The sequence below is a fragment of the Pseudomonas sp. Y3 TE3536 genome (assembly GCF_053629175.1).
This window is the reverse complement of record NZ_JBRJHU010000001.1, coordinates 5,326,579-5,351,361: the sequence shown is the minus strand read 5'-3', so window position 1 is coordinate 5,351,361 and position 24,783 is coordinate 5,326,579. Positions and strand designations below refer to the sequence as shown.

Genomic DNA, 24,783 nt, shown 5'->3' with positions numbered 1-24,783 from the left:
ATGGCGAATGTGTTGAAGAAAGTAGACGCCGTGATCGTAGGCTTCGGCTGGGCCGGCGCGATCATGGCCAAGGAATTGACCGAGGCGGGGCTGCAGGTGGTCGCCCTGGAGCGCGGGCCAATGCAGGACACCTACCCTGAGGGCAGCTACCCGCAGGTGATCGATGAGCTGACCTACAGCGTGCGCAAGAAGCTGTTCGTCGATGTATCGAAAGAGACCGTCACTATCCGTCACAGCGTCAACGACGTTGCGTTGCCCAACCGTCAGTTGGGCGCCTTCTTGCCAGGCAAGGGCGTGGGCGGCGCGGGCTTGCACTGGTCCGGCGTACATTTTCGAGTAGACCCGATCGAGCTGCGCATGCGCAGCCATTACGAAGAACGCTACGGCAAGGCGTTCATCCCTGAAGGCATGACCATCCAGGACTTCGGCGTCACCTACCAAGAGCTTGAGCCGTACTTCGATTTTGCCGAGAAGGTGTTCGGCACCTCGGGCCAGGCCTGGACCGTCAACGGCACGGTGGTGGGTGAAGGGAAGGGCGGCAACCCCTATGCGCCTGATCGCTCCAACCCGTTCCCGCTGCCTGCACAAAAAAATGTGGTGTCTGCAAAACTGTTCGAGAAGGCCGCCACCAGCCTCGGCTACAAGCCGTACAACCTGCCTTCGGCCAACACGTCGGGCCCTTACACCAACCCGTACGGCGCGCAAATGGGGCCGTGCAACTTCTGCGGCTTCTGCAGCGGCTACGTGTGCTACATGTACTCCAAAGCCTCGCCCAACGTGAACATCCTGCCCGCACTGCGCCAGGTGCCGAATTTCGAGCTGCGCGCCAATGCCCATGTGCTGCGCGTGAACCTGGATGACAGCAAGCGCAAAGCCACGGGCGTGACCTACATCGACGCCCAAGGCCGAGAGGTGGAGCAACCGGCGGACCTGGTGATTCTCGCAGCCTTCCAGTTCAACAACGTGCGCCTGATGCTGCTGTCCGGCATCGGCAAGCCTTATGACCCGGTCAAGAACGAAGGCGTTGTCGGGCGCAACTTCGCGTACCAGAACATGGGCACGGTCAAGGCGTTCTTCGACAAGGACACCTACACCAACAACTTCATCGGTGCTGGCGGTAACGGCATTGCGATCGATGATTTCAACGCTGACAACTTCGATCACGGCCCGCACGGTTTTGTCGGTGGTTCACCCATGTGGGTCAACCAGGCGGGCAGCCGCCCGATCGCCGGTATCGCCAACCCGCCCGGCACGCCCACCTGGGGTAGCGCCTGGAAAAAGGCCACGGCCGACTACTACACCCACCAGGTTTCGATGGACGCGCATGGCGCGCACCAGTCGTACCGTGGCAACTACCTGGACCTGGACCCGACCTACCGGGACGCCTTTGGCCAGCCGTTGCTGCGCATGACCTTCGACTGGCAGGAAAACGATATCAAGATGAACCAGTTCATGGTCGACAAGCTCAGCAAGATCGCCCAGGCGATGAACCCGAAGTCCATTGCTGTGTTGGGCAAAAAGGTCAAGGAACACTTCAACACTGCCAGCTACCAGACCACCCACCTCAACGGTGGCGCAATCATGGGCACTGACCCCAAGACCAGTGCGCTTAACCGCTATCTGCAGAGCTGGGACGTCCATAACGTTTTCGTCCCGGGGGCGTCGGCATTCCCGCAGGGGTTGGGTTACAACCCGACCGGTTTGGTCGCGGCATTGACGTACTGGTCTGCACGGGCGATCCGTGAGCAGTACCTGAAAAACCCTGGCCCACTGGTTCAGGCTTGAGGAGCGATGAGCATGAAGACACTGTTGATCGCCTCGATCCTGTGCGGTGCAAGCCTTTCAGCCCAGGCTGACAGCGCGCTGGTCAAGCAAGGCGAGTACCTGGCGCGCGCGGGCGACTGCGTGGCCTGCCACACGGCCAAAGGCGGCAAGCCATTCGCCGGCGGGCTGCCCATGGAAACCCCCATCGGCACGGTCTACTCGACCAATATCACCCCTGATGCCAGCGGCATCGGCAACTACAGCTTCGAAGACTTCGACCAGGCCGTGCGCCATGGCGTCGGCAAGGACGGCAGCACGTTGTACCCGGCCATGCCGTATCCCTCGTATGCACGCGTCAGCGATGACGACATGCGCGCGTTGTATGCCTACTTCATGCAGGGCGTCGAGCCGGTGGCGCAGCCGAACAAGGCGACGGACATCCCCTGGCCGTTGAGCATGCGCTGGCCGTTGGCGATCTGGCGGGGGTTGTTCGCGCCGCAGGTGAAGGCCTGGCAGGCCTCGGCTGCCACCGACCCGGTCGTCAACCGCGGTGCTTATCTGGTCGAAGGGCTGGGGCACTGTGGCGCATGCCATACCCCGCGCGCCCTGACCATGCAGGAAAAGGCACTGAGCCCGCAGGATGGCGAGCAGTTTCTGGCAGGCAGCGCCCCGCTTGAAGGCTGGATTGCCAAGAGCCTGCGCGGTGATCACAAGGATGGCCTGGGCAGTTGGAGCGAAGCGCAACTGGTGCAGTTTCTCAAGACCGGCCGAAGCGACCGCAGTGCGGTGTTCGGTGGCATGAGCGATGTGGTCGAGCACAGCATGCAGTACATGAGCGAGGCTGACCTGACGGCCATTGCCCGGTACCTGAAAACGCTGCCGCCCAGCAACCCCGATGACCAGCCGCATGCGTATGACAAGCAGGTCGCCGAGGCGCTGTGGAACGGCGATGACAGCAAGCGCGGGGCGTCGGTATACATCGACAACTGCGCGGCGTGCCACCGCACCGATGGCCACGGCTATAGCCGGGTGTTCCCGGCACTGGCCGGTAACCCGGTGGTGCAGACCGCCGATGCTACCTCGCTGATCCATGTGGTGCTGGCCGGTGGCACGGTGCCTGCGACGCACACCGCCCCATCGAACTTCACCATGCCGGCGTTTGGCTGGCGCCTGAGCGATCAGGAGGTCGCGGATGTGGTGAGCTTCATTCGCACCAGCTGGGGCAACCAGGGCGGGGCGGTGAAGGCGGGTGATGTCGCCAAGCTGCGCACGGATGACCTGAAACACACCTCTGGGGATGACCTTGGGCAGGTAACGACCCACTAGTACTGCGCAAAATTCAAGGCTTGCACGCCCCCTGTAGGAGCAGCCTTGTGCTGCGAAGAGGCCGGTCCAGACCACAGAAATTCGTGGTTGGTACTGGCCTCTTCGCAGCACAAGGCTGCTCCTACCTTCGCGCCAGCTGGGGCAAAGGCGGACGATGTCGTGAAACACACCTCTGGGGATGACCTTGGGCAGGTAACGAGCGACTAATACTGCGCAAAATTCAGAGCTTGCACGCCCCCCTGTAGGAGCAGCCTTGTGCTGCGAAGAGGCCGGTCCAGACCACAGAAATTAGTGGCGGGTACTGGCCTCTTCGCAGCACAAGGCTGCTCCTACCTTCGCGCCAGCTGGGGTGACGGCGGGCGATGTCGTGAAACACACCTCTGGGGATGTCCTTGGGCAGGTAACGAGCGACTAATACTGCTCAAAATTCAGCACTTGCACGCCCCCTGTAGGAGCAGCCTTGTGCTGCGAAGAGGCCGGTCCAGACCACAGAAATTAGTGGTTGGTACTGGCCTCTTCGCAGCACAAGGCTGCTCCTACCGGGAATGTGTAAACTTGCCGACGAACGGTAGGTGACGAAACGCGCCGGTTTTGGTGTATTGAAACCGGTTTCATAGCCTGTCACCGACAATAATCACAAGGGACACCCATGACCGATATGCCTGCCAATGCCCGCGAGCGGGTGACCATCAGCGAAGTAGCCCGTGTGGCCGGTGTGTCCAAGGCCACCGTCTCGCGCTATATCGGTGGCGATCGCCAGTTGCTGGCCGAGGCGACCGCCAAGCGCCTGGAAGAAGTCATCGAGCGCCTCGGCTATCGCCCCAACCAAATGGCCAGGGGCCTCAAACGCGGCCAGACCCGGCTGATCGGCATGCTGGTGGCAGACATCCTCAACCCCTATTCGGTGGCGGTGATGCACGGCGTCGAAACCGCCTGCCGCCAACACGGCTACAGCCTGGTGGTGTGCAACACCAACCGCGACGACGATCAAGAACGCCATCACCTGGTGGCCCTGCAGTCCTACAACGTCGAGGGCCTGATCGTGAACACCCTCGGCCATCATCCCGGCGAACTGCTGAACCTGCAGCGCGACATGCCCATGGTGCTGGTGGACCGCCAACTGCCTGAACTCAATGTCGACCTGGTCGGCCTGGACAATGCCGACGCCGTCGAACAGGCCCTGGATCACTTACAGGCGCAAGGCTACCGCGACATTCTGGCGGTAACCGAACCGCTCGATGGCACCAGCTCGCGCCAAGAGCGGGTACAAGCATTTGGCGCTTCCATCAACCGGCGCCCGGGCATGCGTCAACAGGTGCTGGAAGTCAGCCCCGACCTTCACGCCGGCCTGGCTTCATTTCTTTCGGCCAGCGGTCATGGCCCTCAAGCTATCTTCACCTTCAACGGTGTGGCGACGCTGGCCGTCACCCGAACCCTGCACGACGCCGGCTGCGGCTTATTCGACGACGTTGGCCTGATCGCCCTCGACGAACTGGACTGGTACCCCTTGGTCGGCAGCGGCATCACGGCATTGGCCCAACCCACCGAGCGCATCGGCGTGGCGGCATTCGAGTGCCTGCTGGGCCGCCTGCGCGGCGAACGCGGGGCGCCACGGCGCATCGACTTCAAGGCCGACCTGATCATCCGAGGTTCAACCCACTCACGCGACTGAACGAAAGGCACGTTGCGGCTTGACGTGCATAAAAATGAAACCGGTTTCATAAGGACAATAACAATGCGCTCGAACCCCGTTTCCATCAGCCTCTCCAGCTACGGTGCCAGCTTGGTACGGCAGCGCGGCCAGCAACATTTTCTGGACATGCTGGCCGCTGCCGGCGTAACCCGTGTCGAATTTCGTGAAGAGCTGTTCGAAAGCGCGCCGGACACCGACGCGCTGGCCGCAGCCGTCACCGCGTTGCGGCTCGAATGCCTGTATTCCACGCCTCTTGAACTGTGGACGGCGCAGGGCCTGCCAGACCCACGCCTGACGCAGAAACTGGCGCTGGCCCGCGCGATGGGCGCGGTGGCCCTGAAGGTATCGCTGGGGCATTTCGATGACACCTGCGATGTGGCGGCCTTACGCTCGCTGTTGCCTGACGATGGCCCCCAGCTGTTGGTCGAGAACGACCAGACCGAGCAAGGCGGGCGCATCGCGCCGCTGCTCACGTTCTTCCAGCGCGCCGATGACCTTGGGCTGGCGCTGGGCATGACGTTCGACATCGGTAACTGGCAATGGCAGGGCGAGCCTGTGCAGCAAGCGGCTCGCCAACTGGGGCATTGGGTGCGCTATTTGCACTGCAAGGCGGTCGAGCGCCAGCCCGGTGGGCGACTGGTCGCCGTGCCGCCGCAGGCTGACGATCTGCAAGCGTGGGATGCCTTGCTGGCCGCGTTCACGCCCGGCGTGGTGCGTGCCGTGGAATACCCGTTGGCCGCCGACGACTTGCTCACGCTGACCCGTGCCCAGGTAGTGGCGTTGTCCGCGCTGGGCCTGGCCGAGGAGGTCAGCCATGCATGAGCATGACGTGCTGTGCTTCGGCGAAACCATGGCCATGTTCGTCGCCGAGCAGGTGGGGGACCTGGCGCATGTCGGGCAGTTCGGCAAACGCATCGCCGGTGCCGACAGCAACGTTGCCATCGGCCTGTCGCGGCTGGGCTTCAAGGTCCGCTGGCTGAGCCGGGTGGGCGACGATTCTCTTGGGCGTTTCGTCCTCGACAGCCTGCGCCGGGAAGGCCTGGACTGCAGTGACGTTGAAGTCGACCCGCAACACCCCACCGGTTTTCAGCTCAAAGCCCGCTGCGATGATGGCAGTGACCCGGCAGTGGAATACTTTCGCAGCCATTCAGCGGCGCGCCGTTTGTCCCCGGCATTGATCCGCCCACATTGGCTGCAGGCCCGCCACCTGCATGCCACCGGCATTCCGCTGGCGCTTTCAGCCGAGTGCAGGGCCTTGTCGCATGCATTGGTGGATGGCATGCGCGCTGCCGGGCGCAGCATTTCCTTTGACCCTAACCTGCGTCCATCGCTGTGGCCGGACCGCACGCACATGATCCACGAGATCAACGCCCTGGCAGTCAAGGCTGACTGGGTACTGCCGGGGCTTGAAGAAGGCCGCCTGCTGACCGGCCAGCACGCACCGGCGGACATCGCCGCGTTCTACCTCGACAAGGGGGTGGAGTTGGTGGTGATCAAGCTTGGGGACGAAGGCGCGTACTTTCGCACCGCCAAAGGCGATGGCCAGGTAGCCCCGGTGCCGGTGGCCAAGGTGGTGGACACCGTCGGTGCGGGTGATGCCTTTGCTGTCGGCGTGCTCAGTGCGCTGCTCGAAGGCCGTGAACTGCCCGAGGCGGTGGCGCGTGGCAACTGGTGTGGCAGCCGCGCCGTGCAGTCGCGCGGCGACATGGAAGGTTTGCCGCTGCGTCACGAACTCGAAACCCATCACCTGCGCATAAGCGCCTGAACGCCTGGCCCCTACCTGTTGCGACAAAAACAAAAAGCTCAGGAGTACACATGATGCAAACGACAAGTCTCGCGCGTCGCCGTTGGTGGTACATCATCCCAATCGTGTTCATCACCTACAGCCTGGCCTACCTGGACCGTGCCAACTATGGGTTCGCGGCAGCGTCCGGCATGGCCGACGACCTTAAAATCACCCCGGTGCTGTCGTCGTTGCTGGGGGCGCTGTTTTTCCTTGGTTACTTTTTCTTCCAGGTACCTGGGGCCATCTACGCCGAAAAACGCAGCGTCAAGAAGCTGATCTTCGTCAGCCTGATCCTCTGGGGCGGCCTGGCCACCCTGACCGGCATGATCAGCAATGTGTACATGCTGATCGGCATCCGCTTCCTGCTTGGCGTGGTCGAAGCCGCCGTGATGCCGGCGATGCTGGTGTACCTCTGCCATTGGTTCACCCGTGCCGAACGGTCGCGGGCCAACACCTTCCTGATGCTCGGCAACCCGGTGACCATCCTGTGGATGTCGGTGGTGTCGGGCTACCTCATCAAGCACTACGACTGGCGCTGGATGTTCATCATCGAAGGCCTGCCTGCGGTGATCTGGGCGTTCTTCTGGTGGCGCCTGGTGGACGACCGCCCGGCTCAGGTCAAGTGGCTTAGCGAGCAGGAAAAGACCGATCTGGAAAACGCCCTGGCAGCAGAACAGCAGGGCATCAAACCGGTGAAGAACTACCGCGAAGCGTTCCGCTCGCCTCAGGTGATCATCCTGTCAATGCAGTACTTCTGCTGGAGCATCGGCGTGTACGGCTTCGTGCTCTGGCTGCCGTCGATTCTGAAACAGGCGGCCAACGTCGACATTGTCCAGGCCGGCTGGTTGTCGTCGGTGCCCTATCTGGCGGCGGTGCTGGCCATGGTCGGGGTGTCCTGGGCGTCGGACCGCTTGCAGAAGCGCAAGCGCTTCGTCTGGCCGCCCCTGTTGATTGCGGCGCTGGCGTTCTATGGGTCCTATGCCTTGGGCAGTGAGCACTTCTGGTTGTCCTACGCATTGCTGGTGGTTGCCGGCGCCTGCATGTATGCGCCCTATGGGCCGTTTTTCGCCATCGTGCCGGAGATCCTGCCCAGCAACGTCGCCGGTGGCGCCATGGCCTTGATCAACAGCATGGGCGCGCTGGGTTCGTTCGGCGGCTCGTGGCTGGTCGGTTACCTCAATGGCGCCACCGGCGGGCCGGGCGCCTCGTACCTGTTCATGTGCGGTGCACTGCTGACGGCAGTCGCGCTCACGGCGGCGCTTAAAACCTCACACACCACTGGCCGGGCCAAGCGCGGCGGCTCTCATCTGGCCACGAGCCACTAGGAAATCCTGCTATGAAGAAGCGAATCGTCCTTTACAAGCGCCTGTCCGACACGTTGATGGCGCGCCTGCAGCAACAGGTTGACGTGACCTGGGTGGACACGGCCGGGCCCGATGGCCTTGCCCGCCTGCGCGATGCGTTGCCGGGCGCTCAAGGGCTGCTGGGTGCCAGCCTGCGCTTGGACAGCAGCCTGCTGGACCTGGCCCCGCAACTGGAGGTGGTCGCCAGCGTGTCGGTAGGCGTGGACAACTACGACATCGCCGACCTGACCCGGCGTGGCGTGATGCTGACCAACACGCCCGATGTACTGACCGAAACCACCGCCGACACCGGCTTTGCCTTGATCCTGGCCAGTGCGCGTCGGGTCGTGGAGCTGGCGGGCTGGGTGCGTGACGGCCAGTGGCAAGCCAACCTTGGGCCTGCGCACTTTGGCACGGATGTGCACGGCAAGACCTTGGGCATCATTGGCATGGGGCGGATTGGCGAAGCGTTGGCCCGGCGCGGCGCGGCCGGTTTTGGCATGCGTGTGCTTTACCACAGCCCACGCGCCAAGCCTGCGGTGGAGGCCCGTTACGACGCCCGCCACTGCAGCCTTGACGACCTTCTGCAACAGGCTGATTTCGTCTGCCTGACTGTGCCGCTGAGTGCCGCCACCGAGGGCTTGATCGGCGCGCGTGAGCTTGCCCTGATGAAGCCTGAGGCAATGCTGGTGAACATTGCGCGTGGGCGCGTGGTGGACGAAGCCGCGCTGATCAAGGCCTTGCGGGAGAAACGCATCCGCGGCGCGGGCCTGGATGTGTTCGTCCAGGAGCCGTTGCCCAGTGATTCGCCGCTGCTGCAACTGGACAACGTGGTGGCGACCCCGCACATCGGTTCGGCCACCCACGATACCCGTGAGGCCATGGCGCGCTGTGCGGTTGACAACCTGCTCAGCGCGCTGGCCGGTGAGCGCCCGGCAAACCTGGTGAACCCAACAGCCGGGCGTTGATGCACCGAAGCGCAGCGGTTACCGGCAGTTGCCCGCCTTGCGGTAGCCGGCCGCTTGCGCCTCGCCCTCGGAGCCGAACATCACCTGGTTCTTCGAAGCCACCTGGGTGTAGCCCGGGCAGCCATTGGCCAGGTGATAGACATGGCTGTTGCGGTTGCCGAGCACAGCGCCTGTTGCGGCAGTGCTGGCCAGGCTGGGCTTGGCCGCTTCGCTGACCGGTTTGGGCGGCATGGCTTGCACGACGCCACTGCCAGCAGGCTTGTAGTCGGCTGTCCATTTGCGTTCGCCCGTCACGAACGGGTTGGCGTGCCCCATGATGGCGGCGATGCGCCGGTCACGTTCTTTTTCCCAGGGCGAGACGGGGTGCTGTTTGTCCCAGGCCATCAGCAGTTGCTGCTGTTGACGCGACATGCTCAGCTTATAGCGGTCGAACATGTAGAAGGTGGTACGGGCAACCAGGCCCTTCACTTCGTCACGCGGCTCGGCGGCGCGCTGCACGAAATCGACCTTGGTCGAGCACTGGCCGTATTGCCCGGCGTTGCCAGCGACCATGCCGTAGTTGAAGTTGCTGCGGTCACCGTTGACTTCGCCCACGGCCGGGTAGAGGTTGAACAGGTCGGCTTCCATCGCGCGGAAGACCGGGTCGTCATCGACACAATGCTCGCGGCCGCCGTTTTTCCAGCATTGGCGCTGATTGCCGAAGGTGTAGGCCGGCACAATGTGTTCCCACTCGGTACGCTCGGCGCGGTTTTGCTGTTTGCGGGTTTCATAACCGCAGGAGGCAGCATCGATGCGCCCACCTGACTTGCCCACCCAGGTCCATTTGCAGCCGCAATACAGGTCGCCCATGGCGCTGCTTGCCTGGTCCAGGTAGACCTTTTGCTTGGCGACGACCTTGGCTTCGGTGAAGGTAGAAGGCGGGTTGGCGAAGGCGGGGAGGTTGACGGCGAGCAGGAGCGATACGGCATAAAGCAGTTTTTTCATGGGGGGCAGCAGGTCTCAGTTAAGGAACTGCATTCTAATCGAAATCTAACCTATTGATTTGGATTGAATCCCCCTCCGGTCAAGCGCGGTCCTGGTAGGAGCAGCCTTGTGCTGCGAAGAGGCCGGTACAGACCACAGTATTTCTCTCTGGTACTGGCCTCTTCGCAGCACAAGGCTGCTCCTACAATGCGATGACGTCAGCTGGCTGCCAGTTCGTTGGCAGGCCGTGGGGTTTCTGCGCCCGCATGCACCGGCGCCGCTCCAGTAATCACCGCATCACTGGCAAACAAGCTGCGCATCAGGCTGTACCCGGTCAGCAGCATGTAGAACGCAATCGGCAGGCCGACCACGATGCTGGCCATCTGAATCGCCAGCAAGCCGCCGGCAATCACCAGGCTGGCCGCGATGGCGCCCTCCAGCACACACCACAGCACGCGTATCCAGTTGGGCGGGTCAATGCTGCCCAGCGAGTTGAGCATGCACAGCACCTGGGTCCCGGCATCGGCCGCAGTGACGAAATGCACGGCCAGCAGCAGGCAGATGATCACGCTGAGGATTGCTCCCAGCGTCGGGCCGTCGAGGCGGTCGAGCAAGGTGAACATGGCCGTGGTGGTTTCCTTGCGCGTGGCTTCCAGAATCGGGCCACCCTGGAACGCGCCGGCCGCTGCCTGCTCGGCGACCGGCAATGCTTGATAGGCGTGGCGCACTTGCTGCTCATCCTTCAGCGCGGCACCGCCGAACACGGCCATCCACAAGATAGTCACCAAGGTCGGCACCAGCAACGCGCCGAACACCAGTTCGCGGATGGTCCGGCCACGGGAAATCCGGGCAATGAACAGGCCAACGAACGGTCCCCAGGTCATCCACCACGGCCAATAGAAAGCGGTCCAGCTCTTCTGCCAACTGCTGTCGGCCTGGGCGTCGGTCCAGAAACTCATGCCGATGATGTTCTGCGCGTAGTCGCCCGCCGACTCGAACAGCAGGTTCATGATGTAATGGGTTGGGCCCACGGCCAGCACCACCAGCATCAGCCCCAGGGAAATCCACATGTTCAGCGTCGACAGGCGCTTCATGCCGCGCGATACACCGGCCACCAGCGAGATCGAGGCGATCACGGTGACGACGGCGATGATGCTCAGCTTGAACGACAAGGTGACTGGCGTGCCGAACACCTGATGCATGCCCATGTTGATCTGCTCGACGCCCAACCCCAGCGATTGCGACACTCCGAATGCAGTGACCGCGCCACCAATGATGTCAACCGTATGGCCAATCGGCCCGTAGATGCGGTTGCCGATGATCGGGTAGAGGATCGAGCGCAGCGCCAGCGGCAGCCCTTCACGGTAGGCGAAGTAGGCCAGGCCCAGGCCGATCACGGTGAAGATCGCCCAAGGGTGCAGGCCCCAGTGCAACAGGGTAATGCGCATGGCCATGGACGCGGCCTGGTCGGTGAGCCCCGGTGTGAACGGGTTGCTGGCGTAGTGCAGCACCGGCTCTGCAACCGACCAGAAGATCAGCCCAACGCCCATGCCCGCACTGAACAGCATGGCGATCCAGGCGGCAAAACTGAACTCGGGTTTTTCGTCGGGGCGCCCGAGCTTGAGGGTGCCATAGCGGCTGAAGGCGATGTACACCAGTAAGCCGAGGATGGCGCTGACCAGCGCCAGGTAAAACCACTTGAGGTGGTCGAGAATGGCGTCCGACGCGCCTTTGAATACACCCGCGGCTTGGTCGCCGTGTGAGGCGCAGAGCACCACGAACGCCACCACGATTGAGATCGACCCTACCGTTACAATAGGGTTCAGGCCTTTGAAAAGGCCTTGTTTTGCACGCATCGTCCATATCCTTTTTATTTTCGCAAGACGGCAAAAAAGGACGCCCCAGTAACAGGGCGTCCTTGTCGAATGTCAGAGGTCGATCACCAGGTCCGACGTCGGGCGGCTGCAGCACAGCAGCCGCAGGCCTTTGTCGATTTCACGCTGGCGAATGCCGCCGTTGTGCTTCATCTCGACGCTGCCCTGCAATACCGCGGTCTTGCAGGTACCGCATACACCTTGGCTGCACGAGGAGGGGACTACGGCACCGGCTTTTTTGGCAGCGGCCAGTACGGTCTGGTCGGCGCTCATGGTGAATGCCTTGCCAGAGCGGGCAAGGCGTACGGTGAAGCTGTCCAGGGCCTGGCCGGGGGCAACGGGGGCGGCTGCCGGCTCGGCTTCGGCGTTGATGTCGAAGCTTTCCTGGTGGTAGCGGGCCAAGTCGAAACCAGCACCCGCCAACAAGGCCTTGGTCGCCTCCATGTAGCCTTTTGGCCCGCAGGTGAATACCGCCCGCTCCTTGAAGTCGGGGATCTGGCGCTGCAGTGCGTCCAGCGACAGGCGCCCGATCGGGCCGTCCCAGTCGGGCTCGTCGCCAGCGCCTTCGCAGAAGAACAGCGTCCGCAACCCTGGCATGGAGCGTCCGAGGCGCGCCAGTTCATCGCGGAAGATGATGTCTTTAGGCGTACGCGCACTGTGCACGAAGACGATGTCCAGGTCGGCGTGCAGGTCGGCGGCGGCGCGGGTCATCGCCATCAGCGGGGTGACGCCGGAGCCGGCCGACAGGTACAGCAATTTGCGCGCAGGGCCCGCCACTGGGGTAAAGACGCCCGCGGGGCCAGAGGCGGCCAGGGCGTGGCCAGGGCGCAGGTTATCGTGCAACCAGTTGGACACCGTGCCGCCCGGCACCCGCTTGACCGTGATGGCAAAGGTGAACGGCCGGGTCGGTGTCGAAGACAGGGTGTAGCAGCGCGACACGCTGGCCCCCGCAATCACAGGCGACACGGTGAGGAACTGGCCCGGTTCGTAGGCAAGCGCCGGGTAGTCTGGGCTGTGGAAGGTGAAGGTCTTCACGTCGTGGGTCTCGTCCACGACGCTCAGGCATTCGATGCGTTTGCTTTCACCGCTGGCCCACTGGGCACCATGGGCGGCCCAGTGGTCGGTGTCGGTGAAGCGCTGGTCGGCACGCAGGCCGGCAATGTTCTGGGCAAGGTTCTCGAGCACGGTCATCTCCTTCACACCCCATGTGCCGCGAGGCGCGAGGTGTACCAACGGGCGAACTGGTCGACGTACGGCTCGGTGTAGGTGGAGTAGGGGCCTGGGACGAAGGCGGGGTCTTGGGTGCCACTGTGGGTGATGGCGACCAGGGCAGCGTCCTGTTGGGTGGTGGCGACCCAGACCTCGGTCAGGCGCTGCAGGTCGTAGTCGACCCCTTCGACGGCATCGCGGTGCACCAGCCATTTGGTGCGCACCAGGGTGCGGTCCGGCGAGAGCGGGATGATCCAGCTGATCATGGCGTGGTCGCTCATCACATGAGCCCAAGCGTTGTTGCCCCACAGGTGGGTGTCGCCCAGGTCGCGACGGGTCAGGTTGCCCAACAGTTTGCGGCAGGCAACCTGGGTATCGAGTGTTTGCGATTCACCCGCACCGGCGATGATCATGCGCTGGGTGCGAAACTGCGTGGGGGCGTCATCCTGCAAGTGCTCCACAGTCTCGTAGAGCAGGCCCGAATTGGCCCAGTCAGCTTCGATGCCGGCCTTGCGAATTTGATAGGCATCGTAGGACGCGCGAGCCTCGTCGCTCATCTCTTCCAGGCTGACGCCAAGGTCTTCGGACTGGTAGGACACGATCAGTTCCGGGTGGGTGCCGGCGCAGTGGTAGCACTCCCGGTTGTTCTCCATCACCAGCTTCCAGTTGCCGTTCTCGATGTAGTCGAGTTCGTAGGCGATGCGGGTATTGGTCAGGTCGAACGGCGCGAAGCGCGGTCCCATCACCGCTTCGAGGTCCTTGATGTCTTCAGGTGGGTGGTCGCCCAGGCACACCAGTACATGGGCCCCGACGACCTTGCAGTGCACCGGGATCAGGCTGCGGCACTTGGGGTCGAAGCCTTTGCCCATGTGGCTGGCATGCTTGAGGCTGCCGTCCAGGTCGTAGGTCCACTGGTGGTAGGGGCATACCAGCATGCCGACAGTGGATTTGCCTGCTTCTTTCAGGCGCGCGCCGCGGTGGCGGCATACATTGCGGTAGGCGCGGATCTGTTCATCATCGTCGCGCAGGATCAGTACCGACGATTTGCCGATATCGACGGTAAAGACATCACCGGGTTCATCGACATCGGCGGTAACGGCGACCTGTATCCAATGCTGGTTGAAGAAGATTTCCATGTCGGTTTCGAAAACATCCTGGCGGCTGTACAACGCGCCATTCATGCCAAAACCAGGTTGGCGGGATGCAATCAGTTCGCGATGGGTTTTGCTCGATGAAGGGCGCATTGTTGTCCTCAGGCACTTTTATTTTTAATCGACCAAGACGTCTGGCGCGGATTATTGAAGTGGCCCTGAAAAGGCGTCAATGCGCTTAATTTTCTGTGTGGTATTACTTGAGGTTATGCGAGCGGGAGGCTGTGGGGCGGGGGTTTTAAGCGATATTACGGATGGGACAATTAATAGAAGTTTGCTGCGTTAATTAATGCAAGTTGTTCTGTTTCATAGCGGGATCGGAGGCGCACAGCGCCCCCGAATAACCGGTTTTAATGCCCACCCTTCATACGCCGGGCAACGAGGTAAATGCCCAAGCCGACCAACGCGGTTGCAGCGCCGATATAACCCGTACTCGTCCAGCCCATGCCTGCGGTGATGGCCATGCCACCCAACCACGGCCCAAGCGCATTGGCCAGGTTGAACGCGGCGTGGTTCGAGGCTGCTGCAAGGCTGGGGGCTTCATGGGCAATGTCCATCAGGCGGATTTGCAAGGGGGCTGCCAGTGCAATCATGGTGCCCACCAGGCCGACGCCCAGCAGCAGGGTCCACAATGAATGCGCTGCGAAGGTAAAGAACAGCAGCACTGCAATCGACCAGATCAGCACCAGCCCGACGGCGCGGAACTGCAAGCGGTCGAACAACTTGCCACCGGCGATGTTGCCGACGATGCCGCCGACCCCAAAGGCCGCCAGGCCGAAGGGGATCCACTGCGGCGATACCTGGGTCACGTGCAGCATGGTGGGCGCCAGGTAGCTGAACACACAGAACATGCCGGCAAAGCCGATCGATGCAATGGCCAGCGCCATCCACACCTGGGGCAGGGCGAACGCTTTAAGTTCCTTGCGCGGGTCGCTGCGCACTTCATCGTGCGGTTGCGGCACGAAACGCCAGACCAGGGCGATGGTGCACAGGGCGATCGCCCCGACCAACACAAAGGCAGAGCGCCAGCCGAAGTACTGGCCCAGTAAGGTGGCAACCGGGTTGCCCAGCAACATGGCCAGCGTCAGGCCCATCATCACCCGCGCCACGGCGCCTGCCCGTTGGTTGTTGGCGACCATGCTCGATGCCACCACCGCAGCGATGCCGAAGTAGGCGCCATGGGGCAGGCCGCTGATGAAGCGGAAAGCGACCAGGCCGCCGAACGAGGGGGCGAACGCCGTGGCCAGGTTGCCAAGGGCATACAGCGCCATCAACAGCAGCAACATGTGCTTGCGCAGCAGCTTGGCCCCCAAAATCGCCAGGGTCGGGGCACCGACCATCACGCCCAGCGCGTAGGCACTGATGGCGTGGCCCACCTGCGGCTCGCTCAGCTGCAGGTTGCTGGCGATGTCCGGCATCAACCCCATAATGGCGAATTCGCCGGTACCGATGGCAAAGCTGCCTAGCGCCATGGCGGCTTCCATCTTGGCGACAGAGCTTTTGGGCAGGGCTAGCGGTGGTGCTTCATGGACAGACATTTGAATCCCTTTTGAAACATGCTGAAACGTTCAACGCGGGATCATAGACAATCTCTGGCCAAAACGTCGAGGCCGCAGCCTCGCCCACAGGCGCAACCCTTCGCTGTAGGAGCAGCCTTGTGCTGCGAAGAGGCCAGTGCAAGCAACGAAGACTGATGGTGTTTTCACCGGCCTCTTCGCAGCACAAGGCTGCTCCTACCTGGCCGCGCGACAGAAGCGCCCGAGCGCATCACACGCTGCCATCAGCGACGCATCGTCCAGCGCGTAGGCAATGCGCAGGTAAGGCCCGAGCCCGAAGGCACTGCCATGCACCACGGCGACATCGGCTTCGTCGAGCAGTGCCAGCGCGACATCCTCGTCAGTGGCCAGGTAACGACCACCCGCGGAGGTCTTGCCGATCAGCCCGGCGCAATTGGCAAAGGCATAGAATGCCCCGGCCGGTTGCTCGCAGTGCAGCCCTGGGATCCCATCAATCGCCTTCACCATCAGGTCACGGCGGCGCTGAAACACGTCCCGGCTTTGATGGATGAACGCTTTCGGGCCTACCAGCGCAGCAACCGCCGCCTGCTGAGAGACCGAACACGCCCCCGAGGTCTGTTGCCCCTGCAGCTTTTCCATGGCCGCCAGCAGCCAGCGCGGGCCCGTTGCGAAACCGATGCGCCAGCCCGTCATGGAATAGGCCTTCGATACGCCGTTCATGGTCAGCGTGCGTTCGGCGAGCCGAGGTTCCACCTGGGCCAGGGTATGGAAGCGCTGATCGTCGAAAATCAGGTGCTCGTAAATGTCATCCGCCAGCACCAATACCTGTGGGTTTGCCAGCAGCACCGTAGCCAAGGCCTGCAGCTCGGCAACGCTGTAGACCGCGCCGGTCGGGTTGGACGGCGAGTTGAGGATCAGCCAGCGGGTGCGCGGCGTGATCGCGGCACCAAGCGCTTCAGGCGTCAGCTTGAAACCGCTGCTGGCCTCACACGTGACGATCACGCTGCGGGCGCCACACAGTTGGACCATCTCCGGGTAGCTGACCCAGTAGGGTGCTGGCACGATGACCTCGTCGCCGGCATTGAGGGTCGCTGCCAAGGCGTTGTAGATCACCTGTTTGCCGCCGCTGGCGACCAACGTGTCCTGCCACTCGACCTGCAAGCCATTCTCGTGGCGGAACTTGGCCGCCACCGCTTCGCGCAGGTCGCGGCTGCCAGCCACTTGGGTGTAGCGCGTATGGCCTTGGTCGATCGCCTGCTTGGCGGCGTCGCGGATGTGCGCTGGTGTGTCGAAGTCTGGCTCGCCCGCGCACAGCGAAATGATCGTGGCCCCCGCCGCGCGGCGTTGGGCAACGCGGTCCATGATGCCGTAGGTGGCCGAGGGGCGGGCGCTGGCCAGGTTCAGGTTCAGGCGCTGGATGCCGCCGTCGGTGTCCTGCTCGCTCATCGGTGGTGCTCCGTATTGATCGCATCAAATTGGCTGTCATGCATCACGTCGGCCACCGAGCGGCCATCGCGCACGGCATCCACCATGCCGGCCTGGCGACGGGCGATGCGCTCGGCCAGGTCCAGCACCTGGCCGATGTGGGCCTGGGTGACGAAGACAGTGCCGCAGTTGTCGGCAATCACGTAGTCGTTTTCATCCACTGCTACACCTGCCACCTGGACGGTGCAGGCCGCGTCGACCTGGACCACGCGATTGCGTGCGCTGACCATGGTCACGCCACGGCCATACACCGGATAACCGATGTCGGCGCTGCCGTCGATGTCGCGGCTGCAACCGTCGATGATGCTGCCGCGCACGTGCCGGGCCACGGCGGCATTGGCCAGAATGTCGCCCCAGCAAGAGATCCCGTCGATGCCGCCGGCGATCACCAGTACGCGGTCATCACTGGCGATCGCTTCGATCACCGGGCTGATCAAGTGCACGGTCGGTGCACGGTCGGTCTTGGCGGCCAGTTGCACAGTGCTGGCGCGGCCGACCACCTTGGGGCAGTGCCATAACGGGCGCAGACCGAACGTGGCGCCAGGCAGGCCGAGGAAGTCGAGGGCGTCGGACACGGTGTTGGTGTCCAGCGCCGCCAGGCGTTGTAGCACGCTGTCTTGGCTCATGGGTGAACCTCTTTGGTGAAGGAGGCATGAGTGTCCGACAGGCTGTTTGATAGGTATATTCCTTATCAAGGATGTTAAACATATGCCCAACCTATGGAACCGCCATGATCAATTTCCGCCTTATCCGCCACCTTTGGCTGTTCCTGGCTGTTGCTGAGGAAAAGAACTTTGGGCGGGCCGCCAAACGCCTGGGCATGACCCAGCCGCCGCTCACCGAGCAAATCCAAATTCTTGAGCAGGCATTGAAGGTCAAGCTGTTCGACCGTTCCCGGCGCGGTGCGGCGTTGACCCCGGTGGGCGCCGCCATCCTGCCGGCGGTGCGCAAGTTCGCCGACCAACTCGAACGCCTGGAACTGGCCGTGGAAGAAGCCGTGGCGGGCCATCAGGGCATGGTCACCATCGGTGCCATCTCGTCGGCCATGTTCGACGTGCTGCCGGAGGTGATCGAGCGCTTCAAGCAGGACCACCCTCAGGTCACGGTGTCGGTACGCGAAATCGACAGCGTCGAGGCGGTGCCTTCGCTGGAGGCGGGCGATATCGACCTGGCGTTCGCGAGGCTGGATGGCGACCTGGGCAAGGGCATCGAATGGCGCCCGCTCACCGAGGAGCAATTGATGGTGGCACTGCCGGTTGATCACCCACTGGCAAACCATAGCGAGATCGCGCTGGCGAGCCTGGCCAGCGAGCCGCTGGTGATGTTCGCGCGCAAGGTCAGCCCCTTGTACTTCGATAACCTGATTGCCACCTGCCGCGCCAACGGGTTTTCGCCTCGAGTGCTGCACGAAGTGCGTTCGGTGGCGTCTCAGATAGCCTTCGTCAGCTGCGGGCAGGGTATCTCCCTGGTACCGGCGGCCATGAAAAAGCTGGCCCCGGCGAACGTGGTCATACGCCCGCTGGCGCAGCAGGTGAGTGTGGTGACCACCACCTATGCCTGGAATGCCGAGCGCGCCAACCCACTGGTGCAGGCATTGGTAAACCAGCTGAGCGAATGCATTTCATAGGTTTGACCTATGAAATTGATCGCTGATGAGGAATTTACAGATTGTTGGTGGGCGTCGAGAGTGTGCCTCTCAACTACAAGAGGAGTTTACGGCGTGCCCGAATCCCAATCGTTCCGCCAGTTCGTCCTGCCTTTGAACGTGGAGGGCGTCGACCTTGAACTGTCCACTGTCCACCGCGAGGGCCGTGGGGCGCCGATCCTGTTTCTGCACGGGTTCGGCTCGACCAAGGAAGACTATGCCGGGCTGACACGCCAGCCGGCGTTTGCCGGCCGCCCATTCGTGGCCTACGACGCACCGGGGTGCGGGCAGACCCACTGCAGCGACCTTTCACGTGTTTCGATTCCGCTGCTGCTGGCGACCGCGTTGCAGGTGCTGGAGCACTTCGGTATTCAGCGTTTTCACCTGGTGGGCCACTCGATGGGCGGCCTGACGGCGTTGCTGCTGGCGCATCAATGCCCCGAGCGGGTGATCAGCTTCATCGACATCGAAGGCAATATCGCCCCGGAAGACTGCTTCCTCAGCCGTCAGATCGATGACTACCCGGCCAACGACCCGCAGGTGTTCTTCGACGCGTTCATCGAGCGCACCCGGCACAGCAGTGACCCGGCCAGTGCCTTGTACGCTGCCAGCCTGCCTTACAAAGTGCGGGCAGAGGCCGTGCGTGGGATCTTCAGCTCGATGGTAGAGCTGTCTGACCACGGCGACCTGATGAGCAAATTCCTCGGCCTGCCGTGCCCACGCATGTTCATGTATGGCGAGCAGAACAGTCACCTGTCTTACCTGGCGGACATCCAGGCGCAGGGTGTAGAGCTGGCCAGCATCCCCGCGTGCGGGCACTTCCCGATGTATTCCAACCCTATCGAAATGTGGCGCCGAATCGCCGGCTTCCACGCGCGTCACGCCGGCTAAGGCTGTCAGCACCCCCGGCTTCGCGGGGGTGCCATTTCCACCCTAAAGAATCGATGTGCGGCCGCGGGCCTGGAACCGGCGTTTGCGGGCCTGGTGGGCAGTGCAATCGTCATGGGCGTGAAGCGCGGCGTGTTCGCCAACGAGGCTGGGCTGGGCAGTGGTATTTATCAGCGTTGCGCTGGCGCTGTTCGTGTTTACTTCGATTCTTTACAACTACTACCTGGGCGAAAACAATTTGCGTTACCTGGCGGCTAACCGACGGTGGCCGATCCTGGTGTATCGTGGCGTGGTGCTGTTGCTGATTCTGTGGGGTTCGGTGCAGAACCTGGGCACGGTGTTCGCGTTTGCCGACATCACCATGACCTTGCTGGCCCTGGTCAACCTGGTAGCACTGGCGTTGTTGGGCAAGGTGGTGCTGCGCCTGATTGACGATTATGACCAGCAGCGCAAGGCCGGGGTGCAGATACCGGTATTTGATGCTAGCCAGTTCCGCGATCTAGACCTGGACCCACGCGCCTGGCCGGAGGGCGATCAGGTTGCGGCTGAGGGGGAGGGGCGTAGCGAGACGCGCATGCCTCAAGCTCTTTAGCGCCTGCGGGATCGAGCGCCGCCCGCGCGGCGCTTCGCAGCACAAGGCTGCTCCCACATCTGTTTCGGGCCAGTGAGGCCTGTGATGTTTGCGCGCGACCGCCTTGTGGGTTTGACGCAATATTGCGCCATGCACCAAGACGGTCGCGTGCGTTTGCCCCAGGAATAATTGGCCCGAAACAAACGTAGGAGCGAGCGTTGCTCGCGATGCGCCGCGCGGGCGGCGCTCGATGTCTGCAGCCCCACAAAACGCCAGCCTTGCACCAGGGCCTACAACCCCTACTTAAACCCGGTAACCGCATGCGGCACATACGGTGCTTCCAACCGCGCAACCTCTTCATCAGACAACTGCAGCCCCAATGCCGCAATGGCATCGTCAAGATGCCCAGGCTTCGATGCGCCAATAATCGGCGCCGACACGGCGCGGTGCCTGAGCACCCAGGCCAAGGCAACCTGAGCCATGGGTAAGCCACGCTCGCTGGCAATCTGCTCGACCACATCGATCACACGGCCATCCTCGACTTCCGTCCCTGCATAAAACGACTTGCCAGAAACATCGCTGAGCGTGCGCGCGGTTTCCTGGCCCTTGGGCCGGGTCAGCCGGCCACGGGCCAGCGGGCTCCAGGGCATCAGCCCGACGCCCTGGTCCTGGCACAAGGGGATCATCTCCCGCTCTTCCTCCCGGTACAGCAGGTTGAGGTAGTTCTGCATCGACACGAACCGGCTCCAGCCATTGGCCGCTGCGACGTGCTGGGCTTTGGCGAACTGCCAGGCATACATTGAAGACGCACCGATATAGCGTGCCTTGCCGGCCTTGACCACGTCGTGCAGGGCTTCCATGGTTTCTTCGATCGGCGTGTGATAATCCCAGCGGTGAACCTGGTAGAGGTCGACGTAATCCACGCCCAGGCGGGTCAGGCTGGCGTCGATGCTGCTGAGGATCGCCTTGCGTGACAGGCCTTGCTCGTTCGGCTTGCTTGCGCCTTGCCACATGTTCGCCGGGTAGAAGACCTTGGTCGCGATGACGGTGTCTTCACGGCGGGTGAATTCCTTCAGCAATTGGCCCAGGATCACTTCCGATGTACCCGCCGAGTAGCTATTGGCTGTGTCGAAGAAGTTGATGCCTTGCTCTACCGCGTGGCGAATGATCGGGCGGCTCTGTTGCACATCCAGGGTCCAGGGATGGGTACCGGCATCCGGGTCACCGAACGTCATGCACCCCAGGCACAGTCGGGAGATGTCCAGGCCGGTGTTGCCGAGTTTGACGTACTGCATCTGTGAATCCTCTTGGTCAGCATTGCCCAGCGTGTGCAGCCGAGCGATGGAACAAGGTTAGCGGCGCGACGCGAGCGTGCAAATTCCCAGGATGTGCAGGTGATATCTGCAAAAATTCACAAGCGCAGCAGGGGTTTGACCTGCTCGAGCAGAAAATCCGTTACGGCCTTGATGCGGGGGGTGTTGCGCACGTCCTCGTGCACGGCCAGCCAAATTTCGATGCTCATCGACCTGTCGTCCTCGCAGGCTTGCTTGAGCCCGTACTCCTCGGCCATGAAGGCGGGCAGGCAGGCAACCCCTACGCCACCGGCTGCAGCTTGGGCCTGGATGCGCAGGTCGTTGCTGTGCAGGGCGAAAGGGCGACCTGCGGCCTGCTCAAGCAGCCAGCGCTGCTGTGGGGATTTCGCCTGAGAGTCGTCGTAGCCGATGTACAGGTGCGGTTCGCGTCGGCGCACGTAGGGCGCCGATGCGTACAGCCTGTATTCGAGATGCCCGAGCAGGCTGGCCACCAGGGTTGGCTCGGTGGGCCTGGCCAAGGTGATTGCCACGTCCGCCTCGCGGCGGGCCAGCGACGCGCGCGACTTGCTGCCGACCAAGGTGAGTTGCAAGGCAGGGTAACGTTTGTACAGTTCGCCCAGCCTACGCGCCACCATGCTGCCCAACAGCGCGGGCGGGGCGGCAATCACGACTTCGCCTTCAACGGCCTGTTGGTCGGCACTGGCAAAGTGCTCCAGCGCAAACGAGGATGCCAGCATCTGCTCGGCAAACTCGCCAACGCGCACGCCCTGCTCAGTCAGGGCGTAAGCCCGTGGGCGGCGGTCCACCAGCTTCAACTGCAGCGAGGCTTCCAGCGAACTGATCCGCCGCGCCACGGTGGCATGGTCAACCCCCAGGCGCTTGGCAGCGGCCGACAGCGAGCCGGCGCTGATAAATGCAGAAAAATGACGCAGGTCTTCCCAATCGAACATGACAGGCCTCTGGTGTGAGGCCCGATGATACGCGGTTTCAGGCGGCTCCCGTCAGCCGGGCGGCGCGTGCCGGTCGTTTCGCAGGCGGGCATGCTGACAGCAGCGCATGGCTCATCTGTATCACCCAGGCCTCGATTTTCGCGTCATCCACCGGCATTGGCCGACGGCGCATACCTTCGGCGGTGTCTATCAGGGCCAGAATCGCCTCGGCTGCGCTGGCGATATCCCCCACCGTGAAACGCCCCTGTTGCTGGCCGTGTTCGATGATCTGGCACAAAGGCGCTCGTGAACGATTGAGCGCCTGCTCCAGCCACCCTCGTTGGCCAGGCTCGACATGGCGTGATTCGTGGCGCAGCAACAACGCCTCAAAGGGGTGCGATGCCTGGCGCGCGAGTTGAAACCGCAGGTAGCCGCGCAGGTCGCGGGTGTAGGGCCCTCGGCGCCAGGCTTCGAGGCGCTGGGCGAGAATGTCCAGCAATACATCGAGCAGCAGGTCCTGTTTGCTCGCAACGTGGTGGTAAAGGCTGCCCGGCTGCAGGCCAGCCCGGGCCGCGAGCTGGCGCATGCTCATGGCGCCATAGCCGACTTCTGCCATCAAGCCCTGTGCCACAGTGAGCAGAGGGCTGGGGCAATGTTGCACGTGACGGGCGTCGGGCATGGCTATTCACCCTTGCCTGCGGCGTGCACAAGGGCACGGGCGCGCAGGATCACCGGCGCATCCACCATCTGCCCATCCAGGGTGAACACGCCGGCACCGCCTTCGGCCGCAGCCAACACGCGGTGCGCCCATTCCAATTCGTCGGGCGAAGGTTGCAGGGCGCGATGAATCACGCTGACCTGGCTGGGGTGAATGCACAAGGCCCCGCCAAAGCCCATGTCGCGAGCGAACTGTACGTGCCGCTGCAGGCCAGCGACGTCCTGAATGGCCGGGTGCACGCCATCGAGCGGCGGCGCAAGGCCGGCAGCGCGGCTGTGCAGCAAGACGGCATAGCGCGCATGCCCGAGCACCTGTTCGGCGGCTTCGCTGGCCGTGCGCAGGTTCAGGTCCTGGCCCAGGTCGAGGCTGCCAAAGGACAAGCGTTCGACGCCCTCACAGGCCGCCAGCAAGGGCAGGGCGACCAGCCCACGTGCGCTCTCGATAATTGGCCAGACCGGCTTGCCGGTAGCACGCGCACGCTGCACCTGCTCGACCGTTTCGGCCTTGGGCAGCAGGATGCCACTGACACCGGCGTGACGCTGGCACAGCGCAAGGTCAGCTGCGTGCGCCCAATGCTGCGGGGCGTTGACCCGCACCAGCACGCAGGCCTCGGGCTGCTCGGCCAGAAATGCCTGCAGGTTGTCCCGCGCCCGCGCCTTCGCCGCTTCTTCAACGGCGTCTTCCAAATCCACAATCACCCGATCAGCGCCGCTGGCCAGCGCCTTGGCGATACGTTCCGGGCGGCTGGCCGGGACAAACAGGGCAGAGCGCACGATGGCCTGGCTCATTGGCTGGCCTCCAGGCTGAATTCGACTTCTGCGGTTTGCGCCATGCCCGCTTCGGCGGTTGCCCAAAGCTGCGCCTTGCCGCGTTCGAGCAGGCGCCCACCCACCTCGAAGGTGTTCGGCGAAATCAACGGCCGCAAGCCGCGGAAGCTGAATCGGCGTATCTGGGCGGCGGGGTTGGCACGGGCAAAGGCGCGCAGATTGAGCGTGGCAATCAAGGGCCCGTGCACCACCAGCCCCGGGTAGCCTTCGGTTTCGGTGACATAGGGCCAGTCATAGTGGATACGATGGCCATTGAAGGTGACGGCCGAGTAGCGGAACAACAGGGTTGCGTCGGGCGTCACGGTCTCCTGCCAAGCGCCGGCGGGTGCCGGCTCGGTACCGCCAAGCTTGGGTGGGGTAGGCTCGCGGTAGACGATGTCCTGTTCTTCGATCAGCGCTTCATGGCCATCCTGGACATACACGTGCCTGACGGTGACAAACAGCAGCGACCCGGTGCGGCCGTGTTTTTCTTCGACGTTGAGAATCGTCGAGTGGCGTGCTACCTGCGCTTCCACCTGTAAAGGGCTGATGAAGGTCAGGCGGCTGCCGGCCCACATCCGGTTGCGGTTGTCTGCTGGCGGCAAGAAACCGCCGCGCGCGGGGTGGCCATCGGCGCCCAGCCCGGTGGCCTCGACGGGGTCCTGGAAGAACGCCCAGTGCCAGAGCAGGGGCAGGGGTTCTCCCGCCGAGGGTGCGGGCTCGCTGAGGGTCGCCGCGAGGCGCTTGACCAGGTTGTGGGTGATGCGATCGTGGCTGGTTTCGCTACGGCCAATCCAGCGGCTGAGGTCGTGTGTTGTCATTGTCGTGGTCCTC

The 24,783-nt window shown here is 63.1% G+C and carries 20 protein-coding genes and 2 pseudogenes; 10 read left to right on the top strand and 12 right to left on the bottom strand.

The window, feature by feature from the left end; genetic code table 11:
- The 7 genes and pseudogenes from AB7M33_RS23965 (at position 1) to AB7M33_RS23935 (ending at position 8,880) form a co-directional block, all read left to right on the top strand.
- Entirely contained in the window at positions 1 to 1,785 is a 1,785-nt protein-coding gene (locus AB7M33_RS23965) for a GMC family oxidoreductase (protein WP_238213912.1), read from the top strand.
- A 12-nt stretch (positions 1,786 to 1,797) separates the two neighbouring features.
- A complete protein-coding gene (locus AB7M33_RS23960) occupies positions 1,798 to 3,090 on the top strand; it encodes a c-type cytochrome (RefSeq protein ID WP_454243807.1) in 1,293 nt (430 codons plus the stop codon).
- A 649-nt stretch (positions 3,091 to 3,739) separates the two neighbouring features.
- Entirely contained in the window at positions 3,740 to 4,762 is a 1,023-nt protein-coding gene (locus tag AB7M33_RS23955) for a LacI family DNA-binding transcriptional regulator (protein ID WP_085272906.1), read from the top strand.
- Between the two features lie 63 nt (positions 4,763 to 4,825).
- Entirely contained in the window at positions 4,826 to 5,605 is a 780-nt protein-coding gene (locus AB7M33_RS23950; protein WP_454243806.1) for a sugar phosphate isomerase/epimerase family protein, read from the top strand.
- Positions 5,598 to 6,548, top strand: coding sequence for a sugar kinase (locus AB7M33_RS23945; RefSeq protein WP_454243805.1), 951 nt, complete (start codon positions 5,598 to 5,600; stop codon positions 6,546 to 6,548). The genes AB7M33_RS23950 and AB7M33_RS23945 overlap by 8 nt, the downstream gene beginning before the upstream one ends.
- A gap of 53 nt (positions 6,549 to 6,601) precedes the next feature.
- Positions 6,602 to 7,868 (top strand): annotated as a pseudogene (locus AB7M33_RS23940) (MFS transporter); the annotation flags it as partial.
- A gap of 37 nt (positions 7,869 to 7,905) precedes the next feature.
- On the top strand, positions 7,906 to 8,880 hold the full coding sequence (locus AB7M33_RS23935) for a 2-hydroxyacid dehydrogenase (protein WP_454243804.1): 975 nt from the start codon (positions 7,906 to 7,908) through the stop codon (positions 8,878 to 8,880).
- A gap of 18 nt (positions 8,881 to 8,898) precedes the next feature.
- Here AB7M33_RS23935 and AB7M33_RS23930 read toward each other — a convergent pair whose 3' ends face one another.
- From AB7M33_RS23930 to AB7M33_RS23900, 7 genes are all read right to left on the bottom strand, one after another.
- The gene (locus AB7M33_RS23930; RefSeq protein WP_454243803.1) at positions 8,899 to 9,864 is read right to left on the bottom strand and encodes an endonuclease; all 966 of its coding nucleotides are present in this window, start codon (positions 9,862 to 9,864) and stop codon (positions 8,899 to 8,901) included.
- Positions 9,865 to 10,061: 197 nt separating this feature from the next.
- Entirely contained in the window at positions 10,062 to 11,699 is a 1,638-nt protein-coding gene (locus tag AB7M33_RS23925; protein WP_454243802.1) for a BCCT family transporter, read from the bottom strand.
- Between the two features lie 72 nt (positions 11,700 to 11,771).
- Positions 11,772 to 12,908: an FAD-binding oxidoreductase gene (locus AB7M33_RS23920; RefSeq protein WP_454243801.1), complete on the bottom strand. Its 1,137-nt coding sequence runs from the start codon at positions 12,906 to 12,908 to the stop codon at positions 11,772 to 11,774.
- Positions 12,909 to 12,913: 5 nt separating this feature from the next.
- Positions 12,914 to 14,107, bottom strand: a complete 1,194-nt coding sequence (locus AB7M33_RS23915) for an aromatic ring-hydroxylating oxygenase subunit alpha (protein WP_454243800.1) — start codon at positions 14,105 to 14,107, stop codon at positions 12,914 to 12,916.
- A 320-nt stretch (positions 14,108 to 14,427) separates the two neighbouring features.
- Positions 14,428 to 15,615 (bottom strand): MFS transporter, encoded by a 1,188-nt coding sequence (locus tag AB7M33_RS23910; protein ID WP_454243799.1) that lies wholly within the window; start codon positions 15,613 to 15,615, stop codon positions 14,428 to 14,430.
- A 195-nt stretch (positions 15,616 to 15,810) separates the two neighbouring features.
- Positions 15,811 to 17,040 carry a pyridoxal phosphate-dependent aminotransferase gene (locus AB7M33_RS23905; protein ID WP_454243798.1) on the bottom strand — a complete coding sequence of 410 codons (1,230 nt, stop codon included), beginning with the start codon at positions 17,038 to 17,040 and terminating at the stop codon, positions 15,811 to 15,813.
- Positions 17,037 to 17,705, bottom strand: coding sequence for an RraA family protein (locus AB7M33_RS23900; RefSeq protein WP_454243797.1), 669 nt, complete (start codon positions 17,703 to 17,705; stop codon positions 17,037 to 17,039). Before AB7M33_RS23900 ends, AB7M33_RS23905 begins: the two co-directional genes overlap by 4 nt.
- A 104-nt stretch (positions 17,706 to 17,809) precedes the next feature.
- Here AB7M33_RS23900 and AB7M33_RS23895 point away from each other — a divergent pair, with 104 nt between their 5' ends.
- From AB7M33_RS23895 to AB7M33_RS23885, 3 genes and pseudogenes are all read left to right on the top strand, one after another.
- Positions 17,810 to 18,706 (top strand): LysR family transcriptional regulator, encoded by an 897-nt coding sequence (locus AB7M33_RS23895; protein ID WP_454243796.1) that lies wholly within the window; start codon positions 17,810 to 17,812, stop codon positions 18,704 to 18,706.
- Positions 18,707 to 18,799: 93 nt separating this feature from the next.
- A complete protein-coding gene (locus AB7M33_RS23890) occupies positions 18,800 to 19,615 on the top strand; it encodes an alpha/beta fold hydrolase (protein WP_454243795.1) in 816 nt (271 codons plus the stop codon).
- A 57-nt stretch (positions 19,616 to 19,672) separates the two neighbouring features.
- Positions 19,673 to 20,204 (top strand): annotated as a pseudogene (locus AB7M33_RS23885) (alanine:cation symporter family protein); the annotation flags it as partial.
- Positions 20,205 to 20,482: 278 nt separating this feature from the next.
- On the opposite strand, the gene AB7M33_RS23880 reads toward AB7M33_RS23885, so the two are convergent.
- The 5 genes from AB7M33_RS23880 to AB7M33_RS23860 form a co-directional block, all read right to left on the bottom strand.
- The gene (locus tag AB7M33_RS23880; protein ID WP_099429272.1) at positions 20,483 to 21,478 is read right to left on the bottom strand and encodes an aldo/keto reductase; all 996 of its coding nucleotides are present in this window, start codon (positions 21,476 to 21,478) and stop codon (positions 20,483 to 20,485) included.
- Between the two features lie 116 nt (positions 21,479 to 21,594).
- Complete coding sequence (locus tag AB7M33_RS23875) at positions 21,595 to 22,446, bottom strand: LysR family transcriptional regulator (protein WP_085272897.1); 852 nt, start codon at positions 22,444 to 22,446, stop codon at positions 21,595 to 21,597.
- Between the two features lie 37 nt (positions 22,447 to 22,483).
- Positions 22,484 to 23,104 (bottom strand): TetR/AcrR family transcriptional regulator, encoded by a 621-nt coding sequence (locus AB7M33_RS23870; RefSeq protein ID WP_265967649.1) that lies wholly within the window; start codon positions 23,102 to 23,104, stop codon positions 22,484 to 22,486.
- A 2-nt stretch (positions 23,105 to 23,106) separates the two neighbouring features.
- Positions 23,107 to 23,931 (bottom strand): HpcH/HpaI aldolase/citrate lyase family protein, encoded by an 825-nt coding sequence (locus AB7M33_RS23865; protein WP_454243794.1) that lies wholly within the window; start codon positions 23,929 to 23,931, stop codon positions 23,107 to 23,109.
- The gene (locus AB7M33_RS23860) at positions 23,928 to 24,770 is read right to left on the bottom strand and encodes an FAS1-like dehydratase domain-containing protein (RefSeq protein WP_454243793.1); all 843 of its coding nucleotides are present in this window, start codon (positions 24,768 to 24,770) and stop codon (positions 23,928 to 23,930) included. The genes AB7M33_RS23865 and AB7M33_RS23860 overlap by 4 nt, the downstream gene beginning before the upstream one ends.
- Positions 24,771 to 24,783 lie beyond the last annotated feature (13 nt).

Coding starts and splice junctions, on each gene's coding strand:
- AB7M33_RS23965 (WP_238213912.1), top strand. CDS start 1: ATGGCGAATGTGTTGAAGAAAGTAGACGCCGTGATCGTAGGCTTCGGC.
- AB7M33_RS23960 (WP_454243807.1), top strand. CDS start 1,798: ATGAAGACACTGTTGATCGCCTCGATCCTGTGCGGTGCAAGCCTTTCA.
- AB7M33_RS23955 (WP_085272906.1), top strand. CDS start 3,740: ATGACCGATATGCCTGCCAATGCCCGCGAGCGGGTGACCATCAGCGAA.
- AB7M33_RS23950 (WP_454243806.1), top strand. CDS start 4,826: ATGCGCTCGAACCCCGTTTCCATCAGCCTCTCCAGCTACGGTGCCAGC.
- AB7M33_RS23945 (WP_454243805.1), top strand. CDS start 5,598: ATGCATGAGCATGACGTGCTGTGCTTCGGCGAAACCATGGCCATGTTC.
- AB7M33_RS23935 (WP_454243804.1), top strand. CDS start 7,906: ATGAAGAAGCGAATCGTCCTTTACAAGCGCCTGTCCGACACGTTGATG.
- AB7M33_RS23930 (WP_454243803.1), bottom strand. CDS start 9,864: ATGAAAAAACTGCTTTATGCCGTATCGCTCCTGCTCGCCGTCAACCTC.
- AB7M33_RS23925 (WP_454243802.1), bottom strand. CDS start 11,699: ATGCGTGCAAAACAAGGCCTTTTCAAAGGCCTGAACCCTATTGTAACG.
- AB7M33_RS23920 (WP_454243801.1), bottom strand. CDS start 12,908: ATGACCGTGCTCGAGAACCTTGCCCAGAACATTGCCGGCCTGCGTGCC.
- AB7M33_RS23915 (WP_454243800.1), bottom strand. CDS start 14,107: ATGAATGGCGCGTTGTACAGCCGCCAGGATGTTTTCGAAACCGACATG.
- AB7M33_RS23910 (WP_454243799.1), bottom strand. CDS start 15,615: ATGTCTGTCCATGAAGCACCACCGCTAGCCCTGCCCAAAAGCTCTGTC.
- AB7M33_RS23905 (WP_454243798.1), bottom strand. CDS start 17,040: ATGAGCGAGCAGGACACCGACGGCGGCATCCAGCGCCTGAACCTGAAC.
- AB7M33_RS23900 (WP_454243797.1), bottom strand. CDS start 17,705: ATGAGCCAAGACAGCGTGCTACAACGCCTGGCGGCGCTGGACACCAAC.
- AB7M33_RS23895 (WP_454243796.1), top strand. CDS start 17,810: ATGATCAATTTCCGCCTTATCCGCCACCTTTGGCTGTTCCTGGCTGTT.
- AB7M33_RS23880 (WP_099429272.1), bottom strand. CDS start 21,478: ATGCAGTACGTCAAACTCGGCAACACCGGCCTGGACATCTCCCGACTG.
- AB7M33_RS23875 (WP_085272897.1), bottom strand. CDS start 22,446: ATGTTCGATTGGGAAGACCTGCGTCATTTTTCTGCATTTATCAGCGCC.
- AB7M33_RS23870 (WP_265967649.1), bottom strand. CDS start 23,104: ATGCCCGACGCCCGTCACGTGCAACATTGCCCCAGCCCTCTGCTCACT.
- AB7M33_RS23865 (WP_454243794.1), bottom strand. CDS start 23,931: ATGAGCCAGGCCATCGTGCGCTCTGCCCTGTTTGTCCCGGCCAGCCGC.
- AB7M33_RS23860 (WP_454243793.1), bottom strand. CDS start 24,770: ATGACAACACACGACCTCAGCCGCTGGATTGGCCGTAGCGAAACCAGC.